Raw genomic sequence first — 23,034 nt, 5'->3', positions numbered from 1 at the left:
AGTCACGCCGGTTCTGCTTGGTTCAGGGCCCCGCGCCTACCGCTTTCGCGGGATCCCTGTTGCTTTTGAATCCTTTGCCCTTCTCTTACGATAGAGCAGCAGGGAAGCGCAAACCGCGAGAGCGGCCAGTATGATGAGCAGCCAGGACAGCGGGTTCGCCGTATCGCCGGTCTGTGGGATGGTGGATCCGGGTTTGGGCACGGGGACTGGCGTGCTGTCAATGATTTCAAACTCGGCGGAATATACCTTGCTGACGCCGTCAGCCAGCATCACCGTCAGATCCAAGCGGTACCGCCCGGTGCGCAGGCCCGCCACGCCGCTGCCATTGGGACTGGCGTGCTGCTGCATCAGCGCCAGCGGGAAAGTGACCCCCACGTCCGGTGTGTACACAAAACCATCCCCCGCGCCGGTACGGCTCTCAGGGGGCAGGTTTGTGCTTACCTCCCCTGTGGGCAGGTAGGTGAACTGGGCAGACACTCCGACGTCCGGGCCGGCGATAGCGCCGGTGTACGTGAATACCAGATCCCCGGGGGCCGCCTTGTCGTACGGCGCAGCGGGCGGCTGCAGCGCCGGCTCTGCGCTCACCGTCAAAGTCACGGCTTTGGATATGACATCTGCGCTATAATTCCCATAGTTGGATGCCACGCAACGGAACTTGTACCCGTTTTGCTCCTGCTGCAAATTGTCGATGATCAGCATATCGGTGGCTGTGCCCGCATACCCGCCGCCGTCCGCAAGATCCGTCCAACTCCCGTTATTGACAGACTGCTGCCACCGGAAGGCGAGCGGCGCGCCGCTCACCGCAAACTGGAAAGCCGCGGTTTGTCCCACTGTCCCTGTTTGCGCGGACGGCTGAGTTACAACCTCCGGGCCAAAGGCTTCAATAAAGTCCCAATTTGCCAAATCCGGCGCGCCGAAGGTTCCTTTGGTATAGTCCATACCGCCCTGCGGGTAATACAGCGTGCCGCCGTCGTGTACGCCGGAGAAAGCTTTGAATCCCACGCCGGGGGCGCCGGCGCCGTAAAACATCAGCACATCAAGATTAGTGCAGCCGATAAACACTTCCTGTGAAATGGCCGCGTCGGGCAGCCTGGCCTCCGTGATGGAAATGCAGTCCCTGAAGGCATCATCGCCGTAGGCTGCGGTAAAGCCGGTCAGATCGATCACGCCTCCCTGTGCGTTTATATTGCCTTCCACAGACAGCGTGGCTAGGCTGCCGCAACCATAGAACATATAATCACCAATCGCCACATCAGCGGGCAGCTTTACCTCTTTGATGGAATCACAGGCCCTGAAGGCACCACCGCCGTAGGTTGCGGTAAAGCCGGTCAGATCGATCACTCCTTCCTGTGCGTTTATATTGCCTGCCACAGACAGCGTGGCCAGGTTTTTGCAGGCAATGAACATAAAATCACTAATTGCCACATCAGCAGGCAGCTTTACCTCTTTGATGGAATCACAGGCCCCGAAAGCACTCTCGCTGTAGGTTGCGGTAAAGCCGGTCAGGTCGATCACTCCTCCCTGTGCGTTTATATTACCTGCCACAGACAGCGTGGCTAGGCTTTCGCAGCTAGAGAACATATAACCACCAATCGCCACATCAGCGGGCAGCTTTACCTCTTTGATGGAAGTACAGCTCGCGAAGGCACTGCCGCCGTAGGCTGCTGTAAAGCCGGTCAGATCGATCACTCCTTCCTGTGCGTTTATATTGCCTGCCACAGACAGCGTGGCCAGGTTTTTGCAGGCAATGAACATAAAATCACTAATTGCCACGTCAGCGGGCAGCTTTACCTCTTTGATGGAAGTACAGCCCGCGAAGGCATTATAGCCGTAGGCTGCGGTAAAGCCGGTCAGGTCGATCACTCCTCCCCGTGCGTTTATATTGCCTGCCACAGACAGCGTGGCTAGGCTGTTGCAGCCTAAGAACATATAATTACCAATCGCCACATCAGCGGGCAGCTTTACCTCTTTGATGGAAGTACAGTCCTGGAAGGCATCAATGCCGCAGGCCGCAGTAAAACCGGTCAAGTCGATCACGTTGGGTGTAGATGAGTTGCTTCCTACAGACAGCGTAGCAAGGCTTTCGCAGCCTGAGAACATATAGTCAAGAATCGCCACATCAGCGGGCAGCTTTACCTCTTTGATGGAAGTACAGCCCATGAAGGTCCTAGTACCGCTGTAGATTGCGGTAAAGCCGGTCAGGTCGATCACTCCTCCCTGTGCGTTTATATTGCCTGCCACGGACAGCGTGGCAAGGCTTTTACAGCCTGAGAACATAGCGTTAGCAATCGCCACATCAGCGGGCAGCTTTACCTCTTTGATAGAAGTACAGTCCTCGAAGGCCCTATCGCTGTAGGCTGCGGTAAAGCCGGTCAGGTCGATCACTCCGGAGGCGGGTAAGTTGCTTCCCACAGACAGCGTGGCCAGGCTTTTGCAGCCTGAGAACATATAGATAGGAATCGACACATCAGCGGGCAGGCGCACTTTCTCTATACTGCTTTTTTCAAATGCCCTCTCCCCAAACGTACCGGTAAAGTTCCCCAAATCCAGTTCGGCCACTCTCGAGAAGTTTGTTCGGAAATAGTTCCGGTCGTCGGTCGTCCATGTATCTCTATTGGTTTTCCCTGTGATTTTCAGGGTGGTATATTGGGTGCGCGGCTCATTGGTCTGGGCAGAGGCCGCCTCCTCAAAAGAATCGTACCTGTTCAGGTCCACCGTTCCGCTTTGGTCGAACTGCGCGCCGGTCTGCGCTCCGTCCGTCTGCTGTTCAGAGGTTATTATGTCGGGAGCTCCGCTCCCGACATCCGAAGGGGCCCCTTCGGATGCTTTCGTCTGTGTGCTGCTGCCCGTGGGCGCGTCGTCCGCGCCGGTGGCAAACACCGGCGCCGGCGCCAGCGAGAACAGCATCATCACCGCCAGCAACAGTGCCAGTATGCTTTTCTTTGCTTTCTTCATGTGGATTCCTCCTTCGTCAGAACGGATCAAACTGTTTTGATCTGCCGCTTCTCCCACAGGAAATAGGCGTGCCCGTGGGAGAACTGCCAGCGCTTTTCCGTACCCTGTTTGTTAGCTAAGAACAGTATAGCATACCAAAATGCAAACTGGAATAGACGATTAAGTGAGAAAAAAGTTGACACTTTTTCTCATGCTGCTGTGTCTTTTAGGAGCGCGGCTGCGCGGACCGGTGCTTCGAGAGGTACTGGCGGCCTATTACCCCGACGAGGCGCGCAAGGCTGTCCGCAAACACTCCAAAAATCCCCTGAAACGAGTCTGTTCTTGGAAGAAAAACCATCTGCCATCCAGATAATTAAAAAAAATCAAAAATATTAGCACTCAACTGTTGACAGTGCTGATAATTAGTGTTATATATAATATATAGCAAATAAAACAAATGCAACAAAAAGCAAATCACAAATATTCAAGGAGGAATGACCTATGTTACTTGCAAACAGAAGTATTAACAATTTATTTGATGATATGTTTAAAGACCCTTTCTTTTCCCGTCCGTTCGAGAATTCATCTTCACAGATCATGAAGACTGACATTCACGAAAAAGACGGCAGCTATATGATCGAGATGGAACTTCCCGGGTATGCCAAAGAGGACATCAAGGCAGACTTAAAAGACGGTTATCTGACGATCACAGCAAACCGCGATGAGACAAAAGAAGAAAAAGACGCAAAGGGCAACTGCCTGCACAAAGAGCGCTACACCGGAAGCTGCAACAGAAGCTTCTATGTGGGAGACAAGATAACACAGGATGATATCAAAGCATCCTTCCGGGACGGAGTGCTTCTTCTTCAGATCCCGAAAGAAGTGCAGAAAGTTGAAGAACAACCCAAGTTAATAACCATCGAATAATCGGAATAAAGTTCCGTGAATCTCAACAGCCAAAGAGAGGGCGCCCCCTTAAGTCATCACATGACTTTGAGGACACCCTCTCTTTTTCGCTGCCCGCCAGGCTTCCCGCAGCAGTCTGCCTATTCACGTCTGAGCAGATGGATCTGGCCGATAAAGGGCAGTTCCTTTTTTTCACCTCTGCATGCGTATACGATCCCCATGACCGCAAATATAAATAATACAAGTCCAATGAGGTCGAAGATCCATCCAAACCACCAGCCGCTGAAGCTGATCAGAGAATGCAGTCCAAATACCCAGTTGCCTGAAAGCAGATTTATTACCACCGATGTGATGAATAATACGAGTCCCTGATTGGAGTGGAATCTGACGTATTCGGAATTCTTATTGCCGGCAAGCAGCGGTATGAGAACCAGTATGCCAAGATATGACAGCACGCCCACCCCTTTGTTTGAACGTACATCATCCCTGTCAAAATATGTCCCGCCGCCCTGCCTGTTCCCGCTGCCGGGGCCTGTTGTTTTACTGTCCTGCCTGCCATACTCCTGCCGGTATGTATCCTGTCCATATGCGTTCTGTCCGTACGTATCCTGTCCGTACGCGTTCTGTCCGTATGTATCATTTCCGTAAGTGTTTTGTCCGTACGCATCCTGCCCGTACGTGTATTCCTGATGTCCCTGTGCAGGGATCTCTGCACCGCACTGGGGGCAGTATCTTATACCGTCACCGACTTTTGCGCCGCATTTAATACAATAGCCCATGTCTTATCCTCCGTCACTTTATTCTGTAAGTCCCAGTATCTCAGAAAGCACTTCAATAATGATCTCATTGGTACATGACTTTACATATCCCATCATGTGCAGTGAAATCTCATCCTGCTTCTGCGCTTCTGTAAGTTTCTCATTGTGTTTTGTCCCGTCGATCAGCCCAATGAGCTGGGGCGTCAGTTCTTCATATGTCTCTACCGTCGTCTGAGTGACCAGCCTGCGCAGGTCTTCCTTATTTACAGGTACCATCTCATATCCTCCATTCTGTACGCCGATACCGCCGTCTATCCGAGATTGCGCACCTTAAAATCTCTCTGGGCTTCCCGCTGCTGGTCTTTCTTTGCGATATCCTGACGCTTATCATATAACTTCTTTCCTTTGGCAAGGCCGATCTCCACCTTTACGAGACTTCCTTTGAAATACACCTTCAAGGGAACTATGGCAATCCCCTTCTCCTTCGTCTTGCCGAGCATCTTGTTGATCTCCGACTTGTGGAGCAGAAGTTTTCTCACCCTGAGCGGGTCTTTATTAAAGATATTTCCCTTCTCATAAGGACTGATATGCATGCCATAGATGTATACTTCTCCGTTCTCTATCCGGATAAACGATTCTTTTATACTGCATTTGCCCATGCGCAGCGACTTTACTTCCGTCCCGTGCAGGGCTATGCCGGTCTCGTAAGTATCCAGGATAAAATAATCGTGATATGCCTTTTTGTTGTTGGCTATCATCTTCCCGTTACTCTTCGCCATCTCCCATCTCTCCTTCATCTGCAATCTCAAAATCAATCGTCCGCATAAGTCTGTCGGTCCCTATGACGCGGACAGATATATGCTGCCCAAGCTTAAATACCTTGCTTCTATGGACGCCCACCATCTCGTACCGGCTCTCATAATACTCATAATGGTCGTCGGTCATGTTTGTCACATGGACAAGGCCTTCGACTGTATTGGGAAGTTCGATGTACATTCCCCATTTCGTAATACTGGAGATCACTCCGTCAAACACCTCGCCTACATGAGCTTCCATATACTCAACCTTCTTAAGCTTGATCGTCTCCCGCTCTGCCTCATCGGCTTTGCGCTCCATCTCGCTGGCGTGTTTTGTCACCTCCGGCAGTATCTTTTTATAGTGTTTTGTTTTCTCTTCATCCATACGTCCCCGGAGACTGTCTTTGATTATCCTGTGGATCTGCAGATCAGGATACCGCCGTATCGGGGAGGTAAAATGCGTGTAATAGCCTGCGGCGAGACCAAAATGCCCGCTGTTGTCCGGGGTGTACCGCGCCTGTTTCATAGAGCGCAGCGCAAGTCTCGTAATGAGCGCTTCCTCCGGGGAGCCCTCCACTTTTGCAAGAAGCTTTTGTACCTCTTTGGGCCTTATCTCGTTCGGTCCGATGTGCATGGAATATCCGAAATTGTTGATAAAAGCTGCCAGTGTACGTATCTTTTCATCATCCGGCGCCTCATGCGTACGGTATACGAAAGGAAGTTCCTGCCAGTAATAATCCTCCGCTACTGTCTCATTTGCAAGGAGCATAAAATCCTCAATGATCTTAGTGGCCGTGTTGCGCTCATAAGGCTGTATATCGACCGGCTTCCCATTCTCATCAAGTATCATCTTCGTCTCCGGAAAATCAAAATCAATGGAACCTCTCACCTGACGTCTTTTTCTGAGAACGGACGACAGCTCCTGCATAAGCTCAAACATTGGAACGAACTCCCGGAAACGTGCTCTCTCTTCCTCGTCTTTGTCTGAAAGGATCTTCTTCACCCCTGTATATGACATTCTTTCATCTACGTGTATCACTGTCTCCGCGATCTCATGGTCAATGACAGCGCCCCTGCTGTCGATCTTCATGATACAGCTCAGAGCCAGCCTGTCCTCCCCCGCGTTCAGGGAGCAGATACCGTTGGACAGCGTGTGCGGCAGCATGGGTATGACACGGTCCACAAGATAAACGCTTGTCGCCCGCTTCAGTGCCTCCCGGTCAAGAGCGCTGTTCTCCTGTACGTAGTTCGTGACGTCTGCGATATGCACACCGAGGATGTAATCGTCCCCCTCTTTTGTGACAGAAACCGCGTCGTCCAGATCCTTGGCGTCCTCACCGTCGATCGTGACCATCTGCCAGTCACGGAGATCTTTTCTGCCTTCCATATCCGCTTCGCTGACCGGCTTTGCCACACGCTCTGCCTGGTTCAGGACCTTCTCAGGAAAATCGACCGGCAGGTCGTATCCTTTGACTATGGACATAATATCTGTGCCCGGGTCGTTGATATGGCCGATTATTTCCACGATCTTGCCTTCCGGCTTCCGGCCGGGCTCCCCGTAAAATGTCAGTTCCGCCACTACTTTATGCCCGTCCACGGCCCCTTTTGACTTTTCCTCAGGTATAAAGATATCCTGGACAAACCGCTGGTTGTCGGGTATCACAAAGCCATAGCTCTTGCCGCGCTTCGTCTGATAGAGCCCCACCAGTCTCGTAACGCCCCGGGAAACGACTTTTATTATCTTTCCCTCACGCCTCTTGCCTTCCGGTTCCTTCGTTATCGCTACCTCAACCGTGTCTCCGTTAAATGCGCCGTTTGTGTCCTCTTCACCCACAAAGATATCCGTCTCTTCTCCTTCTACGGTGACGAACCCAAAGCCCCTCTGATGGGCCTGATAAATTCCAGTCAGGTGCTTCGCTTCCCCCTTGCAGTATTTCCCTTTTCTGGACCGGTGGATCCTGCCCTCTTCTTCCAGTGACGCAAGCACCTCTTTCAGCTCTTTTCTCTGCTCCTTCGGAACCTGCAGCAGCATGGCGAGCTCCTTGAACTTCATCGGGACATACATCTCATCACAGACCAGATCATATATAACCTTTTTTCTCTTTTCAAATGCTTTATCCATCCTGCACACTCCCTCCGGCAAATCTCCGTAATATGAATAAAAAGACACTCTTTTACAAGAGTGTCCCATCAATTTCTCAAAAAATACTTCTCTTAAGCAAATACTTTTAAATTCAACACTGCAGCTAATACAATGAACAGGATCGCCAGAAACTTTGTCGACTTGACAAGCGCTCCTTCCATGGACCGGCCCTTGTTCTGTCCCCAGTAAGTATCAGCCATACCACCGATAGTTCCAAGTCCGGCGGACTTTCCTTCCTGCAGCAGTACGATAGCTGCCAGTGCGATACAGTCTATTGCAAATATGATCAATAATATTGTCTTTAAAATCTCCACTTCAAACACCTCCTGCGGATAAACCATATTTAGTTTAGCACAACAGGGTGAATATGGCAAGTTAAATTTTATACAGCTTACAATGTGTGTGGCGGCCCTTTTTAATTGTCGCTCTTAAAGGGATTCTCATATTTAGCCGTATCTCCCAGCCTCTCCTCGATTCTGAGCAGCTGGTTGTATTTGGCCACACGCTCTGACCTGCAGGGCGCTCCGGTTTTGATCTGCCCCGAATTAAACGCGACTGCGATATCGGCGATAATAGAATCCTCCGTCTCGCCTGACCGGTGGGAAATAATCGTTTTATATCCTGCGCTTTTGGCCATCTCTATTGCATCAAACGCTTCCGTCAGCGTGCCGATCTGGTTGACTTTGATCAGAATGGCATTGGCAACCTCTGTCTCAATGCCCTTTTTCAGTCTCTTTGTATTCGTCACAAAGAGGTCGTCCCCCACAAGCTGCATATTAAGTCCAAGCCGTGTGGTGAGCAGTTCCCAGCCTTCCCAGTCTTCTTCATCGAGCGGATCTTCGATAGACACGATCGGAAATTCTTCTGCCAGATCTTCGTAATAATCGATCAGCTCCTCCACGGAACGTATCACTTTGTAGCCGTGCATTCTGCCTTCACCCTCGAAGACATATTTCTTAAAGTTGCGGTCATAAAGCTCTGTCGCCGCGACATCCAGCGCGATCACTACTTCTTCCCCCGGCTGGTAGCCTGCCATGCGGATAGCGTCTGTGATAAACCGAAGCGCTTCTCTGGCATCCGGCAGGTCAGGGGCAAAACCGCCTTCATCTCCCACAGCCGTGCTGTAACCTTCTTTCTTTAAGTTCTTCTTCAGTGTGTGATATATTTCCGAACAGATCCTAAGGCCCTCCCGAAAGCAGCATGCCCCGGACGGCATGATCATAAATTCCTGTATATCGATCGTATTATCTGCGTGCTTGCCGCCGTTCATGATATTCATCATAGGTACCGGCATCTCCTTGGCATTGGCGCCTCCGAGATATGCGTAGAGCGGCATTCCAAGCGCTTTGGCCGCCGCCCTCGCCGCCGCCATGGAAACGCCGAGCAGTGCATTTGCCCCGAGATTCTTCTTGTTCTCCGTGCCGTCCATATGGATCAGCGCCTCGTCAAGCTCCGCCTGCGCAAAGACATTCATTCCGATTACCGCAGGGGCGATAATGGTATTGACATGATTTACCGCCTGTTCCGTGCCGAGCCCGCCATAACGGTCTCCTCCGTCCCGCAGCTCCACTGCCTCATACTGTCCGGTGGAAGCACCGGACGGCACGCCGGCACGCCCGATGAATTCCTCCCCGGCCAATACTTCTACTTCTATTGTAGGATTCCCTCTGGAATCTAATATTTCTCTTGCGTATACATCTGTGATCGGTAGACAATTATACATGTTTCAATCCTCCTTATGGAGCATATTATGTACCGAATCAAATGTTCTGATTCGCAGATCGCCTAATATAGCTGACTGTAGATTTCTGCCATCTGTTCCCACGAAAATTTTACGTAGCTTTGATTCAGCAGTCGCTGCTGGCTCGTCTCAACACTTTTGGCAAAGCTTTCTATCTCTTCTCTTTTCATGCCGTATTCCCGCAGCCGCTTTCTCTCGATGATCTTATCCAGCACGTTTTTAAGTTCTGTGTACACTTCTCCTGCCTTGCAGCCAAGCATGCCTGCAAGGCATTCATTTAATCTTTTAAGCTTTCCTTCCGGCCTGAATCTCTGGTAGGCGCAAAAGACCGCGATCAGGAACTGATAGTTCGCCTCTCCGTGTGTCACGTGGTACACACCGCTCAGAGGATAGGACATGGCATGGACTGCTCCCGTTCCCGCGTTGCCGAATGCGATGCCGGCCAGATTACTGGCTGTCAGGAATTCTTCCATCAGCTCCATACGTCTGTCAGGGCCATTCTCGATCACACTCCTGAAACCGTGGATTATCATTTCCATCGCCTTTATGCTGAACATCTCTGTATACAGATTCGCTTTCGGAGACACATAAGATTCTATCGCGTGGATAAACGCGTCTATAGCGCTTGTGGCCCAGAAGGAATACGGCAGTTCACTCAGCAGCTGAGGGATAAGCACCGCATCGTCCGCGTACAGTTCATCCGCTGCAAGGCCGAGTTTACTGTTAAGCTCTGTCATCTCCGTGATAGAGACATTGGAGACTTCTGACCCTGCGCCGCACGTGGTCGGGACTGCTATAAGAGGATACTTCTTTTTAAAGACCGCCTTCTTTTCAAATATATCCTTTACGGAATATGCGCCATCCAGAACGAGTATCTTCGCCATATCAATGACTGCTCCTCCGCCGATCGCAGCGATCCTTTCGCATCCGGAAGACCGGAAATCACGCAGCAGAGCTTCCATCATACTATCGGTCGGTTCACCTTTTCCGTAGTCGTCCTTATATTTTACACAGGCATTCAGGTCAAGAGGCCCGAAATACTTGTCGTATATCGTTCTGCTTGCAAGTATAAAATCTCCCTCACCGATACCATACTCCTTCACAAAGTCTTCTGCCAGATCAAACTGCTGGATGCGGGATTTCTGCTGGAATAGTTTCATTATTTATTACCTCTTTTCTATCGTAAATTATGATAAGGTAAATATATCATTATTCCGTTGACTTTTCCATATCCCGGCGTTACAATCTTCATGAATTAAAACAAATATGCATTGGGGAATGTACAAATGAAATCTAAAACCAAAAGCTTTGCCCTGCTTACGGGCAGTACACTCATCATGGCTGTGGGCATCTACTTCTTCAAGTTTGCCAACAACTTCACCTTTGGCGGTATTACAGGTCTGGCTGTACTCGTTGCCAAATCAGGCGTCATATCTGCCAGTGACTTCACCTTTATCGCCAATATGATATTACTTGTTATCGGATTTATCATCTTAGGCAGAAAATTCGCGGCCAAGACAGCGTACTGCAGTATACTGCTCTCCGTCTGTCTCTCCCTGCTGGAACGTGTCTATCCGCTGACTCATCCGCTGACAGACCAGCCGGTCCTTGAACTGGCATTTGCGATCGCCCTGCCGTCTCTTGGCTCCGCGGTGCTGTTTAATATCGGCTCTTCCAGCGGAGGTACGGATATCATTGCCATGATCATGAGAAAATACACGAGCGCGGATATCGGCAAAGCGCTTCTCATCACTGACTTTATTATTACACTGGCAGGCTGTTTTGTATTCGACATTGAGACAGGACTCTATTCTTTCCTCGGTCTGGCCGTCCGCTCATTTATGATAGACGGATTTATAGAGAGCCTGAATCTGTCCAAATACTTTAATGTCGTCTGCAACGATCCAACACCGGTCTGTGACTTCATCAATGATACGCTGAAGCGCAGCGCAACGATCGTACTGGCCCAGGGCGCATTTTCAGGGGAGGACAAATATATCATCTTCACTGCGCTGAACCGGATAGAGGCAGTCAAGCTAAGGAACTTTATCAAGGAAAATGATCCGGAGGCATTCATGCTCATCTCGAATACAAGCGAGATCATTGGAAAAGGATTCCATTCTATATAGAATACACGGACATTTCACAACTTAAAGGCTCGTTGAGATCATACGGAAAAGCCCGGGAACTTAGGCCAGCTTTCAGCTGTATGCCAGTCTTCCCGGGCTTTCTTCTCTGTAATTATACGATTAACCTGTGATAAGTCCCTGCTGTCCCATCACATCGATGACCTGATCCACATATCGCGCGCACAGTTCATCCGTCGCCGCCTCTACCATTACACGGATAACAGGCTCTGTACCGCTTTCTCTCACGAGAATACGTCCGTCGTCGCCGAGCGCCTCTGCGACTGCCTCGACTGCCCTGACGACCTGGGGATCTTCTCTTGCCGTCTTCTTGTCTGACACGCGCACATTCTTAAGCAGCTGAGGATATATCTTCACTTCCTCCGCCAGTTTGGACAGACTCATCTTCTTCTCCAGCATAACCTCCATCACCATAAGAGAGGTCAGAATACCATCTCCCGTCGTGGCATGCTTACTGAAAATGATATGTCCTGACTGTTCTCCGCCGAGAGAAAAGTTATTCTGTACCATATTCTCATATACATACTTGTCGCCTACCGCTGTTTTTTCATATTTTAATCCTGCTTTGTCACATGCTTTGTAAAGTCCCAGGTTGGACATGATCGTCGTCACGATCGTGTCGCCGTTGAGCCGTCCGTTCTCCTTGAGGTACTTTCCGCATATGTAGAGGATGAGGTCTCCGTCCACCACACTGCCGTTTTCATCCACAGCGATGCACCTGTCTGCGTCCCCGTCATAGGCAAAAGCCACATCCAGCTTCTTTTCTTTTACATATTCCTGAAGCACTTCGATATGGGTAGAGCCGCAGTTTGTATTGATATTTGTCCCGTCCGGTTCATTGTTGATCACGTAAGTCTTTGCGCCCAGCGCATCATAAACACTTTTGGCTATCGCGAACGCGCTTCCGTTTGAGCAGTCAAGTCCGACTCTCATATCTTCAAAAGAGCGGGTAGCCAGAGAGATAAGATATCCGATATAGCGGTTTCTTCCCGCGGCATAATCGACCGTTCGTCCGATCTTCTCCTGCTTGGCAAGCGGGATCTCCCCTGTCTCGCCGTCAATATATTTCTCGATCTTGTCTTCTACCTCTGCCTCCAGCTTATGGCCCTTCCCGTTGATGACTTTGATTCCGTTGTCATAGAACGGGTTGTGGCTTGCGGAAATCATGATACCACAGTCAAAATTATCTGTCCTCGTCACATAAGATACACTTGGAGTCGTTGTAACATGCAGAAGATACGCATCCGCTCCCGACGCAGTCAGTCCCGCTACAAGCGCATATTCAAACATGTAGCTGCTTCTTCTCGTATCTTTTCCAATGACAACCTTTGCCTTATGGTCCTGACCGTAATACCAGCCGAGAAACCTGCCCACCTTAAAGGCGTGCTCCACCGTCAGTTTTTCATTTGCTTCCCCGCGGAATCCGTCTGTTCCAAAATATTTACCCATAATAAAAGTCTCCTCCATGTCATTTGACATATTTACCGTTTTTTTTGCACGATCAGCATTTGTGCCTTTACTATTATATAAGTTTTTTTCTTAACATACAACCCATTCAGACAAAAAAAGCGGAAGCGCCTCCTGGCGCCTCCGCTTAAAGGCCCTGTCCGTCAGCTGTTCAATATGCTTCTCGCCACGTGAAGCCCGTTGGCCGACGCCTGCTGCAGTCCCCTCGTGATCGAGGCTCCGTCGCCCATAGCGCGCAGACCGCGGATACTCGTCTCAAAGGAGTCATTTACGACGACTTTGTTGGAATAAAATTTCACCTCCACCCCGTAGAGAAGGGTCTCGTCGGAGGCAATTCCCGGTGTGACTTTGTCAAGCGCCTGTATCATCTCGTCGATAGCCACCATGATCCGGTGCGGGAACACGAGAGACAGATCTCCCGGCACCGCGTCCTTCAGCGTAGGCACTATGTTGTTCCGGTTCAGTCTTTCTTCTGTCGTCCTTCTTCCCCTCCGGAAATCGCCGTATCTCTGCAGCAGGATCCTTCCGTCACAGAGCATGTTTCCAAGCTGCGCTATATGCTTGCCGTATTCGATCGGTGATTTGAACGGCTCCGTAAAATTCTTTGACACGAGCAGCGCAAAGTTGGTGTTGTTCGTCTTCATGTCCTTAGACTTGTATGCATGACCGTTCACAACGGCCAGGCCGTCATCATAGTATTCTGTCGCAACCTCCCCGGATGGATTGGTGCAGAACACACGGACTTTATCGTCAAATGTCGGTGTATAATAGACAAGCTTCGCCTCATACAGCTTTTCATTCAGCTCCTTCATGATCTCGTCACGCACCTCAACCCTGACGCCTACATCGACTGTGCCGTTCTTTGTCTCGATCCCGTGTTCCCTGCAGATGTGCGAGAACCATTCGGAACCTTCCCTTCCGATACCCGCCACGATCTCCGGCGCATAGAATTCTTCTCCGTCTTCGGTCACAACGCCTTTGGCCGCTCCGTCCTCTACAATTATATTTTTCACCATAGTCATAAAGCGTATCTCTACGCCCTGCTCCACCAGGTGCTGCTGGAGTCTTGTGTATATCTTATATCCTTCTTCGGTTCCAAGATGGCGTATCGGGCATTCGATAAGCTTCAGATTTGCCCGGATGGCCTTGGCCCTGATATTTTCGATCGCCTCATGATCTTCCATGCCGTACACCTTCTCATCCGCGCCGAACTTTAAATATATACGGTCAGCCTCGTGGATGAGCGAAGTCGCTTTCTCATATCCGAGGATCTCCGGAAGTGTCCCGCCTACATCAGGTGACAAAGAGAGCTTCCCGTCGGAGAAGGCTCCTGCGCCTGCAAACCCTGTTGTTATGGAGCAGGGCTGACAGCCGACACATACTTTTGTCTTACGCTTCGGACATTGCCTCTGTTCGATGGACCTGCCTTTTTCTATAACGAGCACCTTCATGCCGGGTCTCTTTTCCATAAGTTCATATGCACAGAATATCCCGGATGGACCTGCCCCGATAATTATTACATCATACTGATTCATGCCGTCACTTCACTTTCTTGTCAAATAATGGTTTTTCCCTGTAAATCCGGGCTTTTTGCCCTGATAATCATATCATTTCGGACATAAAAAAACAAGGCATTAATTGAGGATGTTAGTTGGGGACGGGGTTTTTTTCAAAAAACCCCGTCCCCAACTTAGAAAACCCCTGTCCCCAACCTCGAATCATTCACAAAAAACAAAAAAACACCCCGCGGCTGCAGGTCCGAAACCTGCTGCCGCGGGGCCGCTTCCGCCGTTTTTAATGGTGGAACAGTCTTATCCCTGTAAAGGACATAACCATATTATATTTATTACATGTAGCGATCACATTGTCGTCCCTTACGGAGCCGCCCGGCTGAGCGATATATTTTACTCCGCTTCTGTGGGCTCTCTCAATATTATCTCCAAACGGGAAGAACGCGTCGGAGCCGAGGGATACATCTTCCATCTTATCAAGCCATGCGCGTTTTGCCTCTGCTGTAAATACTTCCGGTTTTTCTTTGAAGATATTCGGCCATGCGTCGTCTGCAAGTACATCCATGTAATCCTCGCCGATATATAAATCGATGGCATTGTCTCTGTCCGCCCGCCTGATCGTATCTACAAACGGCAGCTCCAGCAGCTGGGGAGACTGTCTCAGCCACCAGTTATCTGCCTTTGTGCCGGCCAGTCTTGTACAATGTATCCTGGACTGCTGTCCTGCGCCGATTCCGATAGCCTGTCCGTCTTTTACATAACACACGGAGTTGGACTGTGTATACTTCAGCGTTATCATAGAGATCGCCAGATCGATCCTCGCCTGCTCCGTCAGCTCTTTATTGTCAGTCACGATGTCTGAAAAGAATTCGTCGTCAATCTTCAGTTCATTTCTGCCCTGCTCAAAAGTGATACCGAATACTTCCTTGTGTTCCAGCGGCGCCGGAACATAGTCCGGATCGATCTGGATGACATTATAGTTACCGTTCTTCTTCTGCTTTAACATTTCAAGCGCCTCCGGTTCATATCCCGGAGCGATCACGCCGTCGGATACTTCCCTCTTGATGAGCCGGGCCGTGTCTGCGTCACACACATCGGACAGGGAAATGAAATCGCCGAAGGATGACATACGGTCGGCTCCCCTCGCCCTTGCGTAAGCGCACGCAAGCGGAGAAAGCTCTCCCAGATCTTCCACCCAGTAGATCCTGGCAAGTGTACCGCTTAACGGAAGGCCAACTGCCGCGCCTGCCGGAGAGACGTGCTTAAAAGATGTGGCCGCCGGGAGTCCGGTGGCCTCCTTAAGCTCCTTTACGAGCTGCCAGCCGTTGAACGCATCCATAAAATTGATGTACCCGGGTCTTCCGTTCAGCACCTGTATCGGCAGCTCGCCACCGTCTGCCGCATAGATCCTGGACGGTTTTTGATTTGGATTGCATCCGTATTTTAACTCTAATTCTTTCATTCGTCTCATGCTCCTTACTGATTCTTGTTTATGATCTTAGTTTCATATGTGCCTGTCGCAATGTCAATATAGCGGACAAATAATGACACTTTATTGTCTTCATTCAGACTGTCCCACAGCATATCTGTAAATGTATTCATATCGTCAGGAATTGAAACAAGCTTTGGTTCACCCTCAAAGCTTGGAAGCGGATCGCCGTCATGCATGTAAGTATGGATGAAATGCCCTTCTCCCGGCGCTGCGTTTTCATATGCGAATGTGAATCTGTTGCATGACTCGGGGCTGCCGTTGTTACTCTTTAATATAGACATCGCGTAACTGTACCCGCCGTTTTCCACATGCATGATACCGGAGATACGCGGTGTATAGTTCGGTCCGTCAGGCTCAAACTCGCGGCTTCTCAATGACTGCTCAAATGTCATCTGCCTGTCCATGCCTTCGTAAATCGTATCTGTCTGGTCTCCGTTTGTTACGATCGTTTTATTGCCAAGCACGCGGACCGGTGCATAGATGATCAGACTTGGGTCCGTAAGCTTTGATTCGTCAAATGCCTGCGTACGTATTCCCTCACCGTCCTCCACAAAGATACGGTTCCTGCTGTTAACGCTTCTGCCCATGATAAAATAAGCGGCCACTGCCTTTGTCCCGTCTTCACTTCTCCCGATTATGATACCGCGTCCCGGATAAGAATTCTCCTGCAGTTCCTTTTCAATTGATCGCATTTCCATGAATACATCTCCTTTTTCATTGGTTTATCGTGTTTCTTCATTATACCTATTAAATACCGGCAGTTCAATAAGTATCTATAAAATACCGCCGTATTTTTTCTTATATATTACTGTCCGCGTTTCACAGACAATGGGAACGCCAAAGGTATTGAAGCCGGAGAACGGCAATGGTACAATAGAATCAATGAATATGAGGGAGGACCATTATTATGAAGAAAAAACTATCAGCCATACTGCCTGTACTCTTCCTGACAGCCTCTGTTCTCTTCACCGGCTGTGGCGGAGCGTCCGCGGACGAATATCTCGGAGAACAGATCACTGCCATGAAAAAAGAAGACACCGGCAGATTCTCATCACTTTTAGACGAACAGCTTTCAGAGACAATGGATATAAATATGTATGTACTCACATTTCCGGATGAACTGAGAGAACCATATCTTGAGTTCCTCCAAAAAGCGTTCGCTTCCGTAGAATTTGAAGTAGCCTCCGCGGACAAAAAAGATAACGGCAGCTACGCTGTGCAGGTCTCTTTCACCCCTCTCGATATCGGCGGGACGACCAAAAAAGTGAACGATGCCTATGCAGAAGCCATGCAGGGAACCGACCTGACAGAAGAGACGAGTGCCCTGCTCGTAAAAGCAGCGGAGGCCGTTAAAGACAGTCCCAAGTACAGCGCAGAGACAACGACAGAGATAGAAGTGAAAAAGAAGGGCGGTTCATACGCTATCTCTGACGAAGAGTACGAAAAACTGGTCTCTGCATCACTGGCAGACTGCATGGCCCCTTACGATACCATCTGCGGTATCCTGGATGCCCGGGATCTGCTTCAGGCCTTTCTTGACGCGTCTTTTAAAGGTGAATTCACACAATATATGAAACATACTGACCAAACAGAGGAGGAAGCACAGGCATGGTATGAGGCAGACGGTGCCTTTGACCCTCCGTCCGACCTCTCACCTCAGTATAAGGAACGCTGCACGGAAGCTTATAAAGCCATACTGAAGCAATGTAAGTATTCGGTCGGGATCCCGCATAAGGTAGATAACCTGTTCCATTACACGGTAGACGTGACCGTCACGCCAAACAATAGTATCAAGCAGGCCTCTGACGAGTTCTACGCCTGCACATTTTACAGCATGGAAGAAGCCAGCGCCGCATATACAGAAACCTTTGAAAAATATGCAGCCGCGCCAGTATACGGCGAAGAGACGACCATGACAGTGGAACTAAGCCTCTCCTCACTCCTGGCTTCCCAGGACGAAAACCGGGACCTTTATACCCTCGCCAAAACAATCTGCCCGATCCCTGAGTAATTGGGAATTTTGTTGGGTGGAATTTGGGGTGGATGCAACGTACGGCGTAGGAAGGGCGGCAGTGGGCTGTGGGACGGTCGGTGCGCTTGCAAGCTGTAAGGGAAGAAAACATGGTGGGAACAGACACCGACAGAATTCGTCAGCAAATCTGGATGATCTGCTGTCTCAGCTGTCTCAGAAACTGCACTTGTGGCGCAGTTTCTGGTCTGTTCCCACCATATTTTCTTCCCTAACGGCTTGACAAAGCTCCCTCCAACGCCCTGCAGCCCACTGCCGCCCTTCCTACGCCTGACATCACACAAATCTCAAATTTCTCAAACGCGTTAGATTCCCTGGCAGGACACAATGGATTTACATGATACAACTTTATCTATCGAGACGACTCAGGGAATCCCCAATTTACCCCCGCCTGCTCCGCAGGGCGGTTCCTGCGGCGATCATGACGATTCCGGCAATGAGCAGATATATCTTTTCTTCGTAGCTTCCTGCTGCCATTGAGAAGGGATAGAGCATTTTCAGATACTTGGCGCCGCTTCCCATCGCCACGATATAGTAGAATACCGGCACCATATACCCGATGACCAGGTTGTCGGCCAGGCCGTAGCAGAGCACTCCGAGTCCGCCCAGAAAGAGCATTTCGGCCAGGGTTCCCCCATAATATCTCAGCACATCCATCTCGCAGTTATTATAGCAAAGCATCCACACATAGACGCCGAGAAAGATTCCCATTGCAAGTATGGCCTCCGCAATGCGCACAGCATATACCGAAGACGCCCTCATATACTTGGCGTACACAAGATCCCGCAGATCCTTATTCTGCTCCGGGAGAAATACCGGGGTCAAAAGGATGATTCCGGTCAGCGCCACATACATTTCCAGCACTTTGGCCGTATCCGGCGCTTCGAGATTGGAAACGCCGAGCACGAGCGGGGAAAGACACAGAAGAGCGGCAGTCACAAGCAGATGCGGTAATATATTATGCTTTAGATTTATTTTTCCGATTTGCAGATATCTTTCCATGTATATCCATCTTCCCCCTTCTTTTTTTCGCATAGATCCAGATGGCGGCTAAAACGAGTACAACAGAAACCGCTGCATACAGCGCCCGGTTTGCCGCAAGCTGCGCAAAATTATCATGGAACCCGGCATAGTTGCCTGCCGTATTATGCCTCGGCACAAAGGACCAGCCATACTTGCCGCCGTCCATGCCGGACATGCTGCTGAAAATGGACAGGAACCACCAGACGCCCTGAACGAGCACGCCGAGCGCAGTGTCTGTCAGAACCGTCAGGACAAGTCCCACGGCCGCCGCTGTCATCACAGACGGCAGGAGCCAGCCAAAACTGTATTTGACAAATGCAAAATGATCGATGGAGATTCCTGCCTCCGCGGCGTAACTCATACATTCCGCCAGTGGAAAACACGATAATATGAGCACCGGCACCATGAGCATAACGAGCATCGCCGCATATCGGCTTGCGATTATGACTGCAGAGGATGCTTTCCGCACGGCTATAAGCTCCTGCATTTGAGCCCGCCGGTCTCTCAGTCCACGCGTCACAGCCAGAAATACCGGAAGTATTGACAGCATGATCCCCATGTAATCACAGAACAGCCGCGCATAGCCTCCCGTCAAATGGTCCTTTTCCACAAGCGTATTATACTCTTCCATGGCATCTTCGTACGTCATCGGTTCCATGGCGTTGGATTCTAGCATCTCTGCGCCGTAGGAGGACCCTCCGCCGAGCATATCGTCCACCTCCTGCATAAGCTTCTGAAACCGTTCATATGACAGCCCTTTGACAGGCGGCACCGACAGACCGGTCATTATTACATCGCCCGTATTATAATGCTCAGCCATCAAGTCTTCGATCACTGTCATATCTGTGATGCCGGTCGTCTCTTTCACTATGTCTCCGATTCTTTTATTTTCTTCTTTACTGGGCTTCACTGACTTATGAAACCCTATTGGATATGTGCTGTACGTCCCACCGTAATACTCTTCCGCAAGGCTTCCCAGCGTATTTTTCATGATCACCTGTTTGTCATCACTATATTTCATACCGTACTCTTCCTGACCCTTCGCAGGCTTTCCGGTTATCTCAAGCTCCCCGAGCTGAGAGAAAAAGAACAGTGTCAGTACAATGACTGTCAGCCAGTAGATAAGACTTCTTACCGTCTGGCGGCACTCTTTGGCAAATAAGGAACAGAACATTATTCCTCCCCCCTCTCGCCGCGCATCAGATACATATATGCATCTTCCACTCCTGCCTCCGCAAGTCTGGCTGACGGAAATGGAGTTTTATCTGCCAGAAAACGGACGATAACGTTATTGCCAAGCGTCAGCATACTTGTGACAATATACTTACTCTTAAGCTCTGTCAGTTCATTCCTGCTGATTTCCGCGGAATACACCTTGCCGTCCGCCATTGCAGTCAGCTCTGCCACAGAGCCGCGGTAAATAATCTCCCCTTTATTCAGCACCGCCACCTGTTCACATGTAGCCTCAATGTCCCCTACGATGTGAGTAGAAAGTATAACGATCCTCTCCTCTGCGATCTCACAGAGCAGATTGCGGAAGCGCACACGCTCCTCCGGGTCCAGCCCTGCCGTCGGCTCATCCACAATGAGTACCTTCGGATCGTGCAGGATCGCCTGCGCAATTCCAAGCCGGCGTTTCATCCCGCCCGACAATGCTTTCACCTTTTTCTTCCGGTCGTCCTGAAGATTGACCCTTTTCAGCAGCCCCAGTATCTTCTTTTTCCGCTCCCCTTTGCTCAATCCTGACAACACCCCGAGATAATCCATTGCTTCATATACGGTCATATTCGGGTACATGGAAAATTCCTGCGGAAGATATCCTGTCATGCTCCGGACTGCGGCCGCATGCTCCACCGGTACGCCGCATATGTTTATCTCCCCTTCTGACTTTGGCAGCAATGTTGCCAGCACCTTCATCAGTGTAGTCTTTCCGGCGCCATTTCTGCCAAGCAGGCCGAACATTCCTTTATCAATTGTAAGATCCACATTTTTTAACGCCTGCTTCTTTCCGTAGAACTGGTTCAGATGGCGTATCTCAATTTCTGTAGTCATTTTGCCTCTCCTTTTCTCTGCCTTTTCTGCTCCTATCATAAACAGAAAATATCTATAATTTCTCTACAAAGAATTAAGATTCGCTGTATATATTATAAAGACAATTGAAAGAAGCCGTGACTACAGCACCGCCGTACATGCTGTTTGCTATGCTCAAAGTACCGCCGTGCTTCCCGCACAGGAGCGCGCAGATGTGAAGCCCTATACCAAAATGCTCCTCATTTTCCCCGTGCTCCCTGTAATAGGGCAAGGTTGCTTTCTGCAGATCCTCTTGCGTAAATCCCGGCCCGTCGTCTGACACCGCCAGCAGAAATAGCCCTTCTGCACTGTCATATTCCGCCGATACGGTAATTCTGCATACCGCATAACGGATGGCATTGGACAAAAGATTTTCAAAAACCTCCGCCACAATATTTTTATCAACATATATCCTCTGCCCTGTCTGCGCCTCTTTTGCGCAGTCCAGGGTGATCTCGATATCTTTTATCTGATTCAGCGCAAAAATGATCTCCCTGATCTCAGCGTATATACTCGCCGCGCCTGTCTCTTCCGGATTCACAGGACGTTCTTCCATACTTCGTATGCCTTTCATTGTTCTGCTGAACTGTTCCAGCCTGTCCAGATGGGAGGACATGAGCTTCAGTGTATCGAGCATCTTCTGTTCACTCACTTTACCCTGGGGTATATATCTGGCAAGGAAATCGGAATATCCTTTCAGCACTGTAAGCGGCGTCCTCAAGTCGTGTGCAAACGCCGCATTGAGCTTCTTCTGGCCTTCGATCCTCTGCCACAGCTCTTCCTTATTGTGGATGACCTCCACCCGCATCATGTCAAAAGAACGGCAGAGCTGTCCCATCTCATCCTCGCTGTCGTAAGTAACATGGATATCCAGATTATTTTGCCTGATCTGCTCCGCCCCATTTTTTAATATACCAAACGGACGCTTCAAACGATTTCTGTAAAAGAGAAAAACCGCTGCCACCGTTCCTGAAAAGCTGTAGAAAAACGGACACCAGACGCGTATGATATCCAACATAAGCATCATCTGCCTGTCATGTCCTTTGAAGCCCGCGAAATCTTTTGCCCAGATGTTCCAGTTGGCAGCTATAGACCAGTCAGGCCATAAAGGAACGCCGTTTACTTCGTTGTACTGCATCATATCCGCGTACTTATTCCAGATGATACTTTCAAAACGGTAGCATACTGTCATTGTCACGGCAGACAGTATGACCGAAATGAGCGCGGCGGCAGCGATATAGGCAAGCATGGCTTTCCGAAAGGTAAGATCGCGTATCCACGTTTTCAGTTGTTCTGCCTTCTCTTCTATCCAATCCATTTATATCCCACTCCCCACACAGTCTCAATGTATGATTTCTCTGTATATTCTGCCAGCTTTGTGCGGATCCGGCGGATATGCTCCGTGACGATGCTGCTGTCTCCCGCTCCGTCGTATCCCCTTGTCTTCTCGTACAGCTGGTCTTTGCTGAATACCTGGCCCGGATTCATGGATAAAAGCTCTACGATATCAAACTCCATTTTGGTAAGATTTACCTGATCGTTTTCATAATAAACACTCCGCTCACTGTAGCGGATCGCCAGCCTGTCTGACATCAGCACGGAACCGTTCAGACGTTTCCGTTCTTCCCTGCGGAGATGGGCCTCCACTCTTGCGCCCAGCTCTTCTATCGAAAACGGCTTCATGATATAATCGTCCCCGCCAAGTTTAAGTCCGTTGATCCTGTCCTGTTCCTCTATCCTGGCGGTCAGAAAAAGGATGGGACACGATATGTGCGAACGGATCCTTCTGCACACTTCAAAGCCGTCGATTCCCGGCATGCTGACATCAAGCAGTATGATATCCGGCTTACGCGCCAGCTTTTCCAGCACCTCTGCCCCGTTTAGTGCTTCCAGCACCCGGTAACCCTGTATTTCAAAATAATCTTTCAGTAATTGTATGATCCCTTGTTCATCGTCTGCGATCAATATCTTATATTCCATAGTCCTGCCGCCTTTTTTATAATCAAATACCCGGAA

At 49.8% G+C, this 23,034-nt stretch carries 20 protein-coding genes; 3 read left to right on the top strand and 17 right to left on the bottom strand.

The annotated features are described in order from the left end of the window. Positions 1-36: 36 nt before the first annotated feature. Entirely contained in the window at positions 37-2,955 is a 2,919-nt protein-coding gene (locus LAJLEIBI_RS01585; protein ID WP_147570540.1) for a leucine-rich repeat protein, read from the bottom strand. Between the two features lie 480 nt (positions 2,956-3,435). Between LAJLEIBI_RS01585 and LAJLEIBI_RS01580 the strand changes: the two genes are divergently transcribed. Then, positions 3,436-3,861, top strand: a complete 426-nt coding sequence (locus LAJLEIBI_RS01580) for an Hsp20/alpha crystallin family protein (protein WP_006444295.1) — start codon at positions 3,436-3,438, stop codon at positions 3,859-3,861. A 119-nt stretch (positions 3,862-3,980) separates the two neighbouring features. Here LAJLEIBI_RS01580 and LAJLEIBI_RS01575 read toward each other — a convergent pair whose 3' ends face one another. From LAJLEIBI_RS01575 to LAJLEIBI_RS01545, 7 genes are all read right to left on the bottom strand, one after another. Then, positions 3,981-4,619 (bottom strand): magnetosome magnetite crystal formation protein family, encoded by a 639-nt coding sequence (locus LAJLEIBI_RS01575; protein WP_006444296.1) that lies wholly within the window; start codon positions 4,617-4,619, stop codon positions 3,981-3,983. 18 nt (positions 4,620-4,637) lie between these two features. Next, positions 4,638-4,874, bottom strand: a complete 237-nt coding sequence (locus tag LAJLEIBI_RS01570) for a hypothetical protein (RefSeq protein WP_006444297.1) — start codon at positions 4,872-4,874, stop codon at positions 4,638-4,640. Positions 4,875-4,909: 35 nt separating this feature from the next. Then, the gene (gene smpB, locus LAJLEIBI_RS01565; RefSeq protein ID WP_040435758.1) at positions 4,910-5,377 is read right to left on the bottom strand and encodes an SsrA-binding protein SmpB; all 468 of its coding nucleotides are present in this window, start codon (positions 5,375-5,377) and stop codon (positions 4,910-4,912) included. Next, positions 5,364-7,517, bottom strand: a complete 2,154-nt coding sequence (rnr, locus tag LAJLEIBI_RS01560) for a ribonuclease R (RefSeq protein WP_006444299.1) — start codon at positions 7,515-7,517, stop codon at positions 5,364-5,366. Before rnr ends, smpB begins: the two co-directional genes overlap by 14 nt. Positions 7,518-7,609: 92 nt before the next feature. After that, positions 7,610-7,852 (bottom strand): preprotein translocase subunit SecG, encoded by a 243-nt coding sequence (gene secG, locus LAJLEIBI_RS01555; protein WP_040435760.1) that lies wholly within the window; start codon positions 7,850-7,852, stop codon positions 7,610-7,612. 101 nt (positions 7,853-7,953) lie between these two features. Further along, the gene (gene eno / locus LAJLEIBI_RS01550; protein WP_006444301.1) at positions 7,954-9,261 is read right to left on the bottom strand and encodes a phosphopyruvate hydratase; all 1,308 of its coding nucleotides are present in this window, start codon (positions 9,259-9,261) and stop codon (positions 7,954-7,956) included. Positions 9,262-9,323: 62 nt separating this feature from the next. Then, on the bottom strand, positions 9,324-10,439 hold the full coding sequence (locus tag LAJLEIBI_RS01545; protein WP_006444302.1) for a 4-hydroxybutyrate dehydrogenase: 1,116 nt from the start codon (positions 10,437-10,439) through the stop codon (positions 9,324-9,326). A 126-nt stretch (positions 10,440-10,565) separates the two neighbouring features. On the opposite strand from LAJLEIBI_RS01545, the gene LAJLEIBI_RS01540 reads away from it, so the two are divergent. After that, positions 10,566-11,408: a YitT family protein gene (locus LAJLEIBI_RS01540; protein WP_006444303.1), complete on the top strand. Its 843-nt coding sequence runs from the start codon at positions 10,566-10,568 to the stop codon at positions 11,406-11,408. Between the two features lie 120 nt (positions 11,409-11,528). Here LAJLEIBI_RS01540 and glmM read toward each other — a convergent pair whose 3' ends face one another. The 4 genes from glmM to LAJLEIBI_RS01520 form a co-directional block, all read right to left on the bottom strand. Further along, positions 11,529-12,875: a phosphoglucosamine mutase gene (glmM, locus tag LAJLEIBI_RS01535; RefSeq protein ID WP_040435761.1), complete on the bottom strand. Its 1,347-nt coding sequence runs from the start codon at positions 12,873-12,875 to the stop codon at positions 11,529-11,531. Between the two features lie 161 nt (positions 12,876-13,036). Then, positions 13,037-14,428, bottom strand: coding sequence for an NAD(P)/FAD-dependent oxidoreductase (locus LAJLEIBI_RS01530; protein WP_006444305.1), 1,392 nt, complete (start codon positions 14,426-14,428; stop codon positions 13,037-13,039). A 259-nt stretch (positions 14,429-14,687) separates the two neighbouring features. Then, positions 14,688-15,866 carry a phosphoribosylaminoimidazolecarboxamide formyltransferase gene (locus LAJLEIBI_RS01525; protein WP_006444306.1) on the bottom strand — a complete coding sequence of 393 codons (1,179 nt, stop codon included), beginning with the start codon at positions 15,864-15,866 and terminating at the stop codon, positions 14,688-14,690. A gap of 14 nt (positions 15,867-15,880) precedes the next feature. Continuing rightward, positions 15,881-16,594 (bottom strand): IMP cyclohydrolase, encoded by a 714-nt coding sequence (locus tag LAJLEIBI_RS01520; protein WP_006444307.1) that lies wholly within the window; start codon positions 16,592-16,594, stop codon positions 15,881-15,883. Between the two features lie 209 nt (positions 16,595-16,803). Here LAJLEIBI_RS01520 and LAJLEIBI_RS01515 point away from each other — a divergent pair, with 209 nt between their 5' ends. Beyond that, on the top strand, positions 16,804-17,907 hold the full coding sequence (locus LAJLEIBI_RS01515; protein WP_006444308.1) for a hypothetical protein: 1,104 nt from the start codon (positions 16,804-16,806) through the stop codon (positions 17,905-17,907). A 399-nt stretch (positions 17,908-18,306) separates the two neighbouring features. Here the strand turns inward: LAJLEIBI_RS01515 and LAJLEIBI_RS01505 are convergent, their stop codons facing one another. The 5 genes from LAJLEIBI_RS01505 to LAJLEIBI_RS01485 all read right to left on the bottom strand — a co-directional run bounded on the left by LAJLEIBI_RS01505 (position 18,307) and on the right by LAJLEIBI_RS01485 (position 22,998). Continuing rightward, positions 18,307-18,927 (bottom strand): hypothetical protein, encoded by a 621-nt coding sequence (locus LAJLEIBI_RS01505; RefSeq protein WP_006444309.1) that lies wholly within the window; start codon positions 18,925-18,927, stop codon positions 18,307-18,309. Then, the gene (locus LAJLEIBI_RS01500; RefSeq protein ID WP_006444310.1) at positions 18,884-20,122 is read right to left on the bottom strand and encodes an ABC transporter permease; all 1,239 of its coding nucleotides are present in this window, start codon (positions 20,120-20,122) and stop codon (positions 18,884-18,886) included. The genes LAJLEIBI_RS01505 and LAJLEIBI_RS01500 overlap by 44 nt, the downstream gene beginning before the upstream one ends. Beyond that, the gene (locus LAJLEIBI_RS01495) at positions 20,122-21,000 is read right to left on the bottom strand and encodes an ABC transporter ATP-binding protein (RefSeq protein ID WP_040435765.1); all 879 of its coding nucleotides are present in this window, start codon (positions 20,998-21,000) and stop codon (positions 20,122-20,124) included. Before LAJLEIBI_RS01495 ends, LAJLEIBI_RS01500 begins: the two co-directional genes overlap by 1 nt. Positions 21,001-21,073: 73 nt before the next feature. Then, positions 21,074-22,336, bottom strand: a complete 1,263-nt coding sequence (locus tag LAJLEIBI_RS01490; protein ID WP_006444312.1) for a HAMP domain-containing sensor histidine kinase — start codon at positions 22,334-22,336, stop codon at positions 21,074-21,076. Beyond that, entirely contained in the window at positions 22,324-22,998 is a 675-nt protein-coding gene (locus LAJLEIBI_RS01485) for a response regulator transcription factor (RefSeq protein ID WP_006444313.1), read from the bottom strand. The genes LAJLEIBI_RS01490 and LAJLEIBI_RS01485 overlap by 13 nt, the downstream gene beginning before the upstream one ends. Positions 22,999-23,034: the final 36 nt, after the last annotated feature.

It is taken from the genome of [Clostridium] hylemonae DSM 15053, from assembly GCF_008281175.1.
Taxonomy (GTDB): domain Bacteria; phylum Bacillota; class Clostridia; order Lachnospirales; family Lachnospiraceae; genus Extibacter; species Extibacter hylemonae.
This window is presented reverse-complemented; position numbering and strand designations above follow the sequence as displayed.